Source organism: Paenibacillus tyrphae (assembly GCF_027925525.1).
Taxonomy (GTDB): Bacteria; Bacillota; Bacilli; order Paenibacillales; family NBRC-103111; genus Paenibacillus_G; species Paenibacillus_G tyrfis_B.
In genome coordinates this window covers 101521-114365 of the sequence record NZ_BSDJ01000022.1, presented here as the reverse complement: position 1 = coordinate 114365, position 12845 = coordinate 101521, and the positions used below count along the sequence as shown (strand labels likewise).

Below are 12845 nucleotides of genomic sequence, written 5' to 3'. Positions count from 1 at the left end.
TTTATTCCTTGGGGCACGGCTTATCGTTGTTCAATTAATATGGTGCTCATTGTGAAGCACTTTATTAGGTCTATAGAAACGGAAAAACTCTGAATGAAATTTACCTATTATAATATCAATGTTCTCTTCACAATAGTATATATTTCGCATTATCCCAGAATGTTGCGTTAATAATTTGCTCAGTAACATCCGATAATCATTATATAATGAGAGATGGCGAGTTTGCTGGTCAGTTACACGTTCATATTCAATACGGTTTAGAAAATTTGCAAAACCTTTGTGAGTCAGGGTCAAAAATACAAAATCTAGCCCCTCGCTGTGAATACCAGATGCGCCAAGCAAATATGGCATTTCCCCGCGGTGAGAGAGATTAGTGGAGGAACTATGAGAATAGCAATTATGCAACCATATTTTCTACCGTATATCGGCTATTTTCAGCTAATAAATGCAGTTGATGTCTTTGTAATTTATGACAACATAGAATATACGAAAAAAGGCTGGTTCAACAGAAATCGTTTCCTACAGAACGGGAGAGATGTTTATTTTAGCATCTCTGTTCAAAAGGATTCAGACTATTTAAACGTGAATGATCGTAAGATTGCCTTAGATTTTAATAAAAAAAAGCTTCTCAACCAACTAAGTGAGGCTTATAAAAAAGCCCCTCATTTTCTACAGGGAATTAAAATTTTCGAAGACTCCCTATTAAATAATGAAACTAATTTGTTTAAATATATTTGTTATTCAATAAATACAGTAGTTAAGTCTTTGGATATAAGAACCAAAATAATTATTTCTTCTTCCATAGATATTGATCATTCCTTGAGGGGACAAAGTAAGGTATTAGCAATTTGCAAACAATTAAACGCTAGTACTTACATAAACTCCATTGGCGGAGTGGATCTCTATTCAAAAGAGGTATTTGCGGAAAATGAAATCGAACTGCGTTTTATAAGATCAAAGCCAATTATATACACGCAGTTCAAAAACGAGTTTGTACCATGGCTTTCCATAATTGATGTTATGATGTTTAATGACCTAGATAATATTAAGAAGATGTTAGAGGATTATGAGGTGATATAGTGTCATTTAATCCAACTCCGATTACATCTGAAACTGAAATTGTGCATGTATTAAGTTATTTTAATGATTATTTTCCGCGTTCAATTGAAAGTCGGGTCGGAAATCTAGTTACATATGCATCTAAACTTGCTGACCATGCTTGTGTTTTTGTAACGAAAGATAGTAACGCAATCTCTGGGGTAGTCATATTTTATGCAAATGATCTAGTCAGCAAAGTAGCGTATCTAAGTCACATTGCAGTATCAGTCGAATATCAAAACATGGGGATTGGAAGTTTATTATTGCAATTAAGCTGTCTACTTTCTAAAGGATATGGTATGACAAAAATAAAACTCGAAGTTGATAAGGTAAATTCTAAAGCAATAGCTTATTATGAAAAACATGGCTTCACAATAGTTAGCAGAGCATCTTTAGATTCCTATTATATGATAAAGGAGCTAACATAAGCATGTTTAAGTGGATTAAAAAGGGGATTGTTTTTGATCCCGCAACTATTAAAAACAGACCGTTGTGGATGGATCAATTCGCACAAGCACCTAACGTAGTAAATTTCGATAATTTTATTAGGGTTTACTTCAGCTGCAGACCAAAACCTGATGAAAATAGACAATATGTAAGTTACAGTGCTTTTGTTGATTTAAATAGGAAAAACTTGCTGGACGTTATTAACGTAGCCGAAATTCCTTGCCTAGAGCTAGGTAATATCGGAACTTTCGACGAGTTTGGCACCTATCCAGTCACTGCTATTAGAGAAGGGGATGACATATTAGCCTTCTATGGAGGTTGGACAAGGTGTGAGTCAGTACCATTTAATGTTGCAATTGGTTTTGCAAAAAGCACAAATGGTGGGAGCTCCTTCGAAAAAATTGGCCAGGGACCAATACTATCTTATTCGTTAAATGAGCCTTTTGTTGTTGCCTCCCCAAAAATTAGAAAGTTTAATGATGTTTGGTATTTATCATATATAGCTGGACGTAAGTGGATTCTAGATGGTGAAAAAGCAGAAATTATTTATAAAATTAGAATGGCAACATCAACGGATTGTTTGCATTGGAATAAAGTTAATAAAGATATTATTTCTAATAAATTGGGGGAAAATGAAGCTCAAGCCTGTCCGGATATTATTTTTCGTAATGGCAAATATCATATGTTTTTTTGTTATAGACAAGCAATTGATTTTAGAAGAAATAAGGAAAAAAGCTATCGTATAGGTTACGCCTATTCTAATGATTTAATAAATTGGACAAGGGATGATGACAAGGTAGGAATAGATGTATCTAACGATGGCTGGGACTCTGAAATGGTTGCGTATCCAAACGTATTTGAATTGGATGGTAAAATACATATGCTGTATCTTGGAAACGAAGTTGGTAAATATGGATTCGGGCTAGCTGAGTTGGAAGGGGACTTAGTGTAAATGATTTGGGAAAAGAAAGGTAAAATATTTGATCCATCGGATTACGGGTTACTATTTGCACAATCACCACAGGCATTGGTTTTCGATCAATTTATTCGTATATATTTCTCGACCAGACAAAAAGATAAACAGAAATATTTGAGCAATATTGCTTTTGTTGATTTTGATAAGAATTTTAAGAAAGTACTTGATGTCTCCACGCATACAGTTATTCCACTTGGGAAGTTAGGTTGTTTTGACGAACATGGTATTTTTCCTATGAATGTTGTAAGGTATGAAAACAAAATATATGCCTATACCTCTGGTTGGAATAGGAAGGTTTCCGTTTCCACTGATACAGGTATTGGTTTAGCAGTATCAAATGACGATGGAATAACATTTCAAAAACTAGGTGATGGTCCCGTATTAACCTCATCTTTGTATGAACCATTCCTAGTGGGTGATCCTTTTGTTAAGATTATTAACAATATATTTCACATGTGGTATATATACGGAGTGAGTTGGAAGATTTTTGATGGTAACTTACAACCTGATCGAGTTTATAAAATTGGACACGCAATCTCGAAAGATGGCATCGATTGGATTAAAGATAATAAACAGATTATAAGCGACAAGTTTCCTGATGAAAGCCAAGCGCTCCCTACAGTCATTCATTTCGAAGATAAGTACCATATGTTTTTTTGTTACAGACAATCTTCCGATTTTCGAGAAAACAGGAACAGAGCCTATAGAATTGGCTATGCGTACTCAAGTGATTTAATCAATTGGATCAGGAATGATGCGCTAGCAGGAATCGATGTTACTGAAAATAGCTGGGATTCTGATATGATGTGTTATCCAAATGTGTTCAGTTCTGATAATAAAATTTATATTCTATATAATGGAAACGAGTTTGGGAAGTATGGTTTTGGTTTGGCACAGTTAAAGGAGGAATAAAAAGTGAAACGAAACTACAACCAGGAACTTGAAGATAATTCAGTACGCAAATACGCATATAACTTTGATTTGGATATTATGCATCCGTATATGTTAAAATCTTTTTTACCGTTTTTCATAGTAGGGAATCTTTTAGAACTTGGTAGCTATAAAGGTAATTTTACACAAAGGTTTTTAGAGTTTTTTGACGACATTACATGTGTTGAAGCCTCGGATGAGGCTTGTAATTATGCAAAATCGCTATTGGGTGACGAAGTGAAGTTTGTAAACTCACTTTTTGAAGAAACGCTATTACCTACTAAATACGATAATATAGTTTTAACTCATGTGTTAGAGCATATCGATGATCCTGTTTCATTACTAAAGAAAGTAAATAACGAATGGTTATCTGACAAAGGCCGGTTCTTTATCGTTTGTCCCAATGCCAATGCTCCATCAAGACAAATAGCCGTAAAAATGGGACTTATTAGTCATAATAGTGCGGTTACTGATGCAGAAGCGGCCCATGGTCACAGAATAACGTACTCGCTAGATACACTAGAAAGAGATATTAAACTGTCAGGACTCAAAATCATTCATCGGTCAGGAATATTTTTCAAAGCACTTGCTAACTTCCAGTGGGATAAGATCCTTAACACAGATATTGTTTCAAAAGAATACTTAGATGGTTGTTATGAATTAGGACAGCAATATCCCGATTTATGCGCAAGCATATTTTTTGTATGTGAAAAAGGCGGTAATTAGTAAATATATTTAATGAGGTGTTTTATATGCTAATCAATGTAACTAGATCCTCATTACCGCCTTTTGAGGAATATATAGATGAGATAAGATCTATATGGGAAACAAAATGGCTTACAAACATGGGAGAAAAACATAATCAGCTTGAAAAAGAACTTGAAACCTACCTTGGTGTTCCATTCGTTTCACTTTTTACCAATGGCCACATTGCACTCGAAATGGCAATAGAAGCACTTAATCTAACCGGCGAAGTAATCACAACACCTTTTACCTTTGCTTCAACAACACATGCTATCACAAGGCACGGGTTAACGCCTGTGTTTTGTGACATTTCACCAAGTGACTATACCATAGATGTCGAGCGAATTGAATCCCTTATAACTGATAAAACATCTGCAATTATTCCGGTTCATGTTTATGGAAATATTTGTAACGTCCATGAGATAGATAAACTTGCAAAAAAGTATAACTTAAAGGTTATTTATGATGCAGCTCATGCATTTGGAGTTGCCTTGAATGGCCAAGGAATCGGAAGTTTTGGAGATATTTCTATGTTTAGTTTTCACGCAACCAAAGTGTTTAACTCAATCGAGGGTGGGGCACTAACTTTTTCAGATGAAAAGTATAAAAATAGACTTTACCAAATTAAAAATTTTGGGATTGCATCTCCTGAAAGTGTAATTTTCGCCGGTGGTAATGGCAAAATGAATGAATTCTGTGCTGCTATGGGTATTTGCAATATTCGCCACGTTAATGAAGATATTAATAATAGGAAATTGGTTGTGGAACGATACAAAGAGCGATTCATGGGGGTTAAAGGTTTAACATTATTGCAAGAACAAAAGGGTGTATCCCAAAATTATGCCTATTTCCCTGTTGTATTCAACGAGAAACAATTTGGAAAAACTCGTGATGAGGTGCACGCTGCACTCGCAAAAGAAAACATAATAGCTCGAAAATATTTCTACCCGCTTACAAATAATTATGAATGTTATAGTGGAAGATATAATTCAAATTATATACCTGTAGCAAAATATATTTCTGAAAGGGTTCTCACTTTACCCTTATACGGAGAGCTTACACAGCAAGATGTTGATAGGGTATGTAATATAGTCTTGGCGGATTAAAATGGGATTGGACCGTCATTGAGAAAGGATTTATAAAAAAAAGGGACCTAGCCAACAGGCCAGGTCCCTTTTTGAACTATCTCCCTTGTAATTTAATCAAATCATACTACTTTACTTAAATACTACATATAATACATCACTCGGCGATAATCCATATTTTTCAGCTTCCTCTGCACCATATTGCTCAGAAAAATTATATTGAAGCACTCTAAAGCCGGCTTCCTCTAATCTATTCACATAATCCTTTGCGTATATTCTTACATGATCTTCTTGCCCGAATGTTTCAAGACGCCCAGACTCGGTAGTTATTGAAAAATCCTCAAACGTACAATCAATACTTGTTGCTAAAGGTACTTGTAAAATTCCCCATCCTCCTTTTTTCAGCACTCTATAGAATTCTCTCATTGCTCGTCTATCATCCGGAACATGCTCAAGAACATGACTACAAAAAATTACATCAAAACTCTCATTGGCATAATGAATATCAGTCACATCTAATTTTTCTGTTTCATGATCATTAGGATAAAGATCACCACATTTATAACTAAGATTTGAGAAACTTTTAAGCCAATTTCTCATATTTTTCTCAGGCGCAACGTGTAAGATCTTATTTTCCTTGGATAATAAATTAGTCTCTTTCTCAATATAAAGTTTATAAAGTCTCTCCCTGTCTAATGCCAAACATCCAGGGCAAATCGCTGTGAACTTATTATTCATCTCAAATGTATACCTGGGAAAATCGTATTTATCATCCCATGGAATAAACTTATTAAAACTATGATTACAGTATGGACAAGAATACTTGTCGTCTTTTTGGTCTTCTAAGTAATTTATAGTTTTCTTGATGTAATGAAATGCTTGCTCTTCTTGTAATTGATTTTCATATCCGGCGCTAAGTGCCTCCTGAATAATCTGAAGAGCTATAACACTGTAATTCGCTAAAGATTTTTTAAAATCTTTCTGAATGTTAAGAAACCCACTTTTTCTGGAATCTACTATTAGTTGAAACCATTCTCTTATAGTCGGAATACGGATGTGCATTTGGACTTGATTTTGGCCTGGATGTTGTCTAAAGTAACTCAGTGGTTCAGTAATATAGGCTAAATTCCCTTTGGAAAGTAGTGAAATCCATGAGGCTAAGTCGTTTATACTTCTATTGTAATCAAATCCATGGAAACATCCGAAGTTTTCCAATAAATCTTGTTTTCTAAAGATAGGTGTACTTGGCTCACCTATTACATTAATAATATTAGTTAACATGTAATTCCCTATCGCTTTTCCATCTACGATAGTTGTTTCTTGGAACAACCTTTTAGTACTCGGGAGGTCTCCCAAAACGTTGCCATCTAGGTCAATTAGCTGTCTATATGATGTTACTAATGTTACGCTTTTATTGTGTTCTAAAATTCTAACCATTTTCTCTAATTTATTTTTATGATACAAATCATCATCACAAAGGTAACTAATATACTTTCCTTTTGCTAGTCTGAACAATTTATGTAGATTCTCATAATTTAACTGACGTTCATTACGGTAGTAATGCAAATTAGTATTATTTTTTAGATAAGGCTGAATCATTTGCTCAACCCCATCGTTCGTGCTATCGTCACAAACAATGATCTCGATATTCTTATAGGTTTGATTAAGTACGCTTTGTAATGCTAGTTCTAAATAGCGCGGCCTATTGTAAGCAGGTATTAACACACTCACTAGCGGTTCCTCAATATTAATTGAGGCTCCCAAGCCGTTCAATTTATCGATCAACATTCCCTTATAGCGAACAATCTCTTCAAAATAATCTTCATTCGAAGCTAATTTTTGTACAGAACCAAGCACTTTATCGAGATAAGCTATACAATTTCGAATAGCTTTTACATGCAGAGATCCATCCCTAAAGTAACCGTAATCTACACTATTTAAAATGATATGAGCGTAATCCACAGCACCTTCCAATACTTTCTGAGTCGTATGCAGTTGCTGGCTTTCATGTATTCTGAAATAACTCAATGTTTCGGACATATATACAATTTTGCCTCTTGAAAGCAATTGAATCCAAGTTGCCATATCCACGTTACATCCATAAGCCCGACCATTAAAAAATCCGAAAGGTTCTACAAGGAGTTTTTTCCTGAAAAGTGGCGTAGTGGGCTCTCCTATGCAATTAAAATTTCTAGTAAGGGCAAACTCACCAAATGCTATGCCATCAATAATTTTATCTTCCTCAAACAGCCGCTTTGTTACAGACCAATCAGGTGTTTCATTACCATCAGCATCAATTAATTGACGATGGGATGTAACGAGCGAAATCTCTTGGTTCCGATCGTGGATAAAGTAATGCATCATTTTTTCAATCTTCTCTGGATGAAAAAGATCATCATCCATCAAAAAGTTTATGTATTCTCCGGAAGCCAGTTCCATGCACTTCAAATCATTTTCAAATTGACCTAGGTTCTTCTCGTTTTTGTAGTAATGGATATGACTGTGCTCTTTTAAGTAAGGCTCCAATAATTTTAACGTATCGTCATTCGTGCTATCATCGGATACTATAATTTCAATGTTTTTGTAAGTTTGTTGTAACACGCTAGTAAGCGCCTGCTCAAAATACTGCGGACGATTATATGTAGGAATAAGTACACTCACTTTGGGCAGCACATTAGATGAATATTGATTAAGGAAAACGTCACGATAAATATCAAATTCGCTTCCAACATCATAACTGCCGCCATCGTGAATGCACCAAGGTTGTTCTTGATTCACCACGCCAACTTCGAACCCTGCCTGTGAAAACTCAAGACATTGCGACAAATCGCATAAATGCCATCCACTAAATAAGTCTTCTTTCCATGCCAAATCGTACTGTGTTATTAGCAGTAAACCATCTAAAGCTATAACACTCTTATAGTCGCTTGGCTGGGAATTGAATTCAATTTTTTCTAGATGGCCCATAACATTTTCATAAACTTTACCATACTTAAGTTTGGAATCCTTCCAAACACCATTTGTCGGCAGATACTCAGCACCTACCATTCCAAGAATCCCAACTTGGGGATTTTCCTTAAAAATCCCTACAACATCATACATAAAATCCTTATTTACAATAAATGTATCCTGATGCAAATACACTTTATACTTCGCGTCGGAGCTTTGCATAGCCTTGTTATAACCCGCGGCCATGCTTTCAGCCCCGACGATACCTAACGTTTCAATCTCAAATCCTTCAGGAATCTTTAGAGTATGTATATACTTCAAACACTCTTGGTAGAGCACCTCGTCATTGTAGCAAGTGATAAAACATACTTTGTTTTCGTTCATACGGCGCTTACCTCACTTAGTTTTTGCATAAGTTCTGTTACGCTGCTATCGTTGTTCCGCACACGATTAAGATATAATCTTGCACTATCAAACTCCCCAAGATCATACAAAATACGTGCCAGCAAATATAGCGCATCTTGATTATCCGCATCAAACTCTAGTGCTTTTTCAAAGAATGGAAATACCATATCCGGTAGATCGTGCTCATAACAAGCTACCGCTAACTGTGTTAACAGTTGTGATTTTTCCACCATATCGTTTTCAATTGCTTGATTTATTTGTTCGATGCGTGCTTCTCCATTACCTAACATTCGAAGCAGCTCTGCCAAACTGGCTTCTCCCTCGACGTCATTTTCCAATCTCCGAAGCAAAAACTTTAATTTATGTTTCTCATAAGTTTTAGTATAGAGATCCGCTTCAATTTGCTTTATCCAATGCTCAAGCTTATCATCTCTAACGGAAATTAAACTCAGCCAATCCAAAGCAAGTTGGTCATGCCCCTGTGTATACATCGCCAATCCCAAATTAAACAAAGTAGGATCATGGCTGGCATCAAGCTCAAAAGCTCTGCTTAAATATGGAAGCGAAAGATCCGGTTTCTGATGCTCGATAAACTGCACTGCAATATAGTTCAGCAATTCAACCTTTTGTTCGTGCCCCGCATCTTCAATAACGTTCAAAATCTCTTCGGCATCTATTTTTGCAAGCTTAGTTACGCTCGACTGAATGTCGTTTTGAAGTAAAAGATTGTTAATTAACGTCTTAACGCCCTGTTCTTTATTAATTTTGCATGCCATAACCAAGTAACTGTGTATTTCGTATGGCTTTGTAGTCTTGAGTCCTGCCATTTCAGCCAAGCGCTGAATAAATAACTGGTCAGCGGGTCTGATCTCTTCTAAGAGGCCAATAATCTCTGGTTTTACAAAACCTAACTTATGAAAAACCTCTTCAAGATCGGATAATTTCCAATACTTCAATTCATCTGAATTGATTGTTCCCTCAATAATCTTTTTGATTGAAAGATGATAAAGCAAATGAGGGACAATCACTATTAGCTGTCCATTTTTATTTAAAAGTTTGTAGAAAAGCTTTACCATATCTAACGTATCATCACTAAAGCCTCCAAGATTGCCCACAATAATAACGTCGAAAAATCCGTCCGTATATTGATGAGAAATATCTTCGAGAGATCCGTAGATCCGAGGCGTGACTTTAGTCGCCACTTTTGCAGCAAAAGGATTAGTCTCAATTCCATAAACTTCTGCGCAAGGGAAATGATTTCTTACATACAGAAGCGTTCCACCGCAACCACTCCCCATTTCAAGCACTCGAATAGGATCCGTTGATAATGCTTTAATCTGTTTTACAAGTCCATTTTGAATAATCGTAGCCTCTGGATTAAAACCCCACTTTTTAAAAAATTTGTCTTTGTTTACACTAAGCAGCTGGTTATAAGCCTCTATGTTATTTCTAAATGAGACGCTTCCAAAGTGATGGATAAATGTATCCCTACATAAAAAAAGCTTATATCCTGCTAGCTTAATGCGTAATGAAAGATCGTCATCTTCGAAATTCCCCGGCGTAAATCTTTCATCCAACAGACCTACCTCATCTAAAACCTGCTTCTTTATTAACATGCAATAACCGACAAGCCTAAGACGCTCTTCCCATAGCTTCGGATTCGATGCTCGATTATATTGGGTGGCAAATGGATGCAGTTCTTCGATTGATTTATAAGAAACCTGAATACTTTGATCATAGGAGCAGTGATTTGTTACCGTTCCCACCGCGCCAACCTCTTCACTGCTATAGAGACAAGCCAACATGTTAGTTAACCAGTTTTGGGTCACAATCGTATCGTTGTTCAACAATAAAATATTGTCACCGGTCGAAATTTCAATCCCTTGGTTGCAAGCTTTAGGAAAGCCCAGATTTTCTTTGTTAAATATCACTGTAATATCCGACTGGCTGCTGAGCCATGCTGCGGTATCGTCTGTCGAATGATTATCGACGACAATAATTTCGTACTCATGCTGGGACGTGAATTCTCGGATGCTTTCGATACACAATTGCGTATATTCCAATTTGTTGTAAGTTGCTATAACGATACTGGTTTTCACGTTGTTTCCTCCGCTTTCGTCACGTGGAATCTGGTATACTATATATATCGACAATTTTAGATAAAAAGTGATACCAAATTACTTTACAATTTCTGTGATCCTGTCGATAAAACCTATATAGATCTACTTTGGAACTCCGTCTATCGGGAGGCATTATGGAAAAGCTTATTACCTTATGTATGATCATAAAAAACGAGGAGGCCGTCCTTGCTCGTTGTTTAGAAAGCGTTAAGAATATCGTAGACGAAATCGTCATTGTAGATACAGGATCAACAGATCAGACGAAAACCATTGCTCAGCAGTATACGGATCTTGTTTTTGATTTCCCGTGGAGCAACGATTTTTCTGTTGCCAAGAATGACGCAATCTCGAAAGCAACCGCTCCATGGATCCTCGTGCTGGATGCTGATGAGTACTTGCAGCATGACGGCCCGGACATTCGAAATTTCCTAAGAGGTCTGGATCCTCAAAAGCCTCTGGGAGTTATTTCTTCTATCATTAACTATGTCGGTCATCCGAACTCTGGAAAAATGGTCGAATCTTCCGCCGCTCGTATTTTTCCTAGAAATCCTGATATTTATTTCGTGCGCCCTATTCATGAACAGTTAAGATACCGACACGGGGAGCTTACTTATATTAACGGCCCCCTGGTTATTTACCATACCGGATATACACAAGATACTATTCAGCTTAAGAATAAAACCGAGCGCAATTTATCTATTTTTCAAACTATGCAACACACTGGAAATTTAAAGCCATATGATTATTACACACTTGGCAACGAATATATGATGGCAGAACAATATGAGTTGGCCTTAAAACAATACCAGAAAGCGTATGTCAAAGAGGAATTTGAAAAATACTGGTTCCCTTATTGTGCAACCCAAATGATCACAGCATATTTAAAACTCAAACAATATAAAGAAGCTTCTCTTTTAATTGATAGTAGCTGGCGGTTTTGGCCCCAATACTCTGATTTTTACTGGTTCAAAGGGGCCATTTTATATGATCTCGGTCTTTATGATGCAGCAATAACAGAATTGCAAATGGCAATAACGCTATCTGACATGCAAGATGTACAGAGTGCTGATAACCAACCATGGCTCATTAGTCCGAATTACGGAACATCTCTCCCTTACCAAAGACTGGCCGTCATTCATTTGGATCATTTACGTATCCGTGAGGCCGTTTATTGTCTTACGAAACTGCTGTATTCCAATCCAAATAATGAAACCGTATTATTTCGAATCCTTCAGCTCATGAGTCAATCCGAGTCACCAGATTCGATAATATCGTTTCTGGATAAAGTATACGATGCCCCAAAGGAACATCATTTGCTTATGCTGCTTCGGGTAACGATGAATTTAGGAAACCTGCCTTTATATCATTACTATAATGAAGAGTGTCTAAAAAAGGGTATTCCTCTCCCTATTCATTTACAGCTGATTCAGGCATTAGTGTTGGATAGACAGGATCTATTCGTTAGCTTAATTGAAAGTTGTAGTCCTCTGCCTGATGATATCGAGCTAATGACAACAATCTGTTCTGCAAGTATGGTGTGGGAGGAAAGTAGCTTTTCGGCATTAATTCCGCAGAGTAACAAGGCCAGCGAGTTAAAGTTTATTCTGGACCATTATTGGGGAGTGTCGCCAGAAAATTCGTTATCGCAAAAAGATATTGCTGTATTAACCAAGTTGCTCACTCAACTATTCCAACTTGGCTTTTTCGATACTTACGATAGGCTTATTGAGAGCTTTAACATTTATGCTGACGAGCTAGCGAACGAACTCGGACATTACTTTTATTCGGTACAGCAAATCGAGCTTGCTATCAATTATTATTCGATTCTGATCAACAAAAACAAGCTTTCAGGAAAAGGGTACGAGAACTTAGCTAAGCTTTATATTCTTCAAGGTGAATACGAAGAAGCTCTTTATTTCATTAAACAGGCTCTTCAATTAATAGCCGTTCCTCCATCTCTCTACTTCATGTTTTTACAGCATTGCGAAGATTGTAAACTGAACACTCAAATTCGGGAATTGCTGCGAATGAAGCATTCTGAACTTTTAGACATTCCATTGTTAAAACCATATATATAAACTAAGACAGCAT

Annotated in this window: 9 protein-coding genes; 7 read left to right on the top strand and 2 right to left on the bottom strand. The window is 36.4% G+C overall.

The window, feature by feature from the left end:
- Nucleotides 1-384: 384 nt before the first annotated feature.
- Genes QMG93_RS23720 through QMG93_RS23695 form a run of 6 tightly spaced genes read left to right on the top strand, consistent with a single transcriptional unit; the run spans nucleotide 385 to nucleotide 5301 of the window.
- Complete coding sequence (locus tag QMG93_RS23720) at nucleotides 385-1080, top strand: WbqC family protein (RefSeq protein WP_281940883.1); 696 nt, start codon at nucleotides 385-387, stop codon at nucleotides 1078-1080.
- The gene (locus QMG93_RS23715) at nucleotides 1080-1526 is read left to right on the top strand and encodes a GNAT family N-acetyltransferase (RefSeq protein ID WP_281940882.1); all 447 of its coding nucleotides are present in this window, start codon (nucleotides 1080-1082) and stop codon (nucleotides 1524-1526) included. Before QMG93_RS23720 ends, QMG93_RS23715 begins: the two co-directional genes overlap by 1 nt.
- A 2-nt stretch (nucleotides 1527-1528) precedes the next feature.
- Nucleotides 1529-2497 carry a glycosylase gene (locus QMG93_RS23710; protein ID WP_281940881.1) on the top strand — a complete coding sequence of 323 codons (969 nt, stop codon included), beginning with the start codon at nucleotides 1529-1531 and terminating at the stop codon, nucleotides 2495-2497.
- Nucleotides 2498-3433: a hypothetical protein gene (locus QMG93_RS23705; RefSeq protein ID WP_281940880.1), complete on the top strand. Its 936-nt coding sequence runs from the start codon at nucleotides 2498-2500 to the stop codon at nucleotides 3431-3433.
- Nucleotides 3434-3436: 3 nt separating this feature from the next.
- The gene (locus QMG93_RS23700) at nucleotides 3437-4177 is read left to right on the top strand and encodes a class I SAM-dependent methyltransferase (protein ID WP_281940878.1); all 741 of its coding nucleotides are present in this window, start codon (nucleotides 3437-3439) and stop codon (nucleotides 4175-4177) included.
- Nucleotides 4178-4203: 26 nt separating this feature from the next.
- On the top strand, nucleotides 4204-5301 hold the full coding sequence (locus tag QMG93_RS23695; protein WP_281940876.1) for a DegT/DnrJ/EryC1/StrS family aminotransferase: 1098 nt from the start codon (nucleotides 4204-4206) through the stop codon (nucleotides 5299-5301).
- 111 nt (nucleotides 5302-5412) lie between these two features.
- On the opposite strand, the gene QMG93_RS23690 is transcribed toward QMG93_RS23695, so the two are convergent.
- Nucleotides 5413-8613 carry a glycosyltransferase gene (locus QMG93_RS23690; RefSeq protein WP_281940875.1) on the bottom strand — a complete coding sequence of 1067 codons (3201 nt, stop codon included), beginning with the start codon at nucleotides 8611-8613 and terminating at the stop codon, nucleotides 5413-5415.
- Nucleotides 8610-10733: a glycosyltransferase gene (locus QMG93_RS23685; RefSeq protein WP_281940873.1), complete on the bottom strand. Its 2124-nt coding sequence runs from the start codon at nucleotides 10731-10733 to the stop codon at nucleotides 8610-8612. Before QMG93_RS23685 ends, QMG93_RS23690 begins: the two co-directional genes overlap by 4 nt.
- Before the next feature lie 155 nt (nucleotides 10734-10888).
- Here QMG93_RS23685 and QMG93_RS23680 point away from each other — a divergent pair, with 155 nt between their 5' ends.
- The gene (locus tag QMG93_RS23680; RefSeq protein ID WP_281940871.1) at nucleotides 10889-12832 is read left to right on the top strand and encodes a glycosyltransferase; all 1944 of its coding nucleotides are present in this window, start codon (nucleotides 10889-10891) and stop codon (nucleotides 12830-12832) included.
- Nucleotides 12833-12845: the final 13 nt, after the last annotated feature.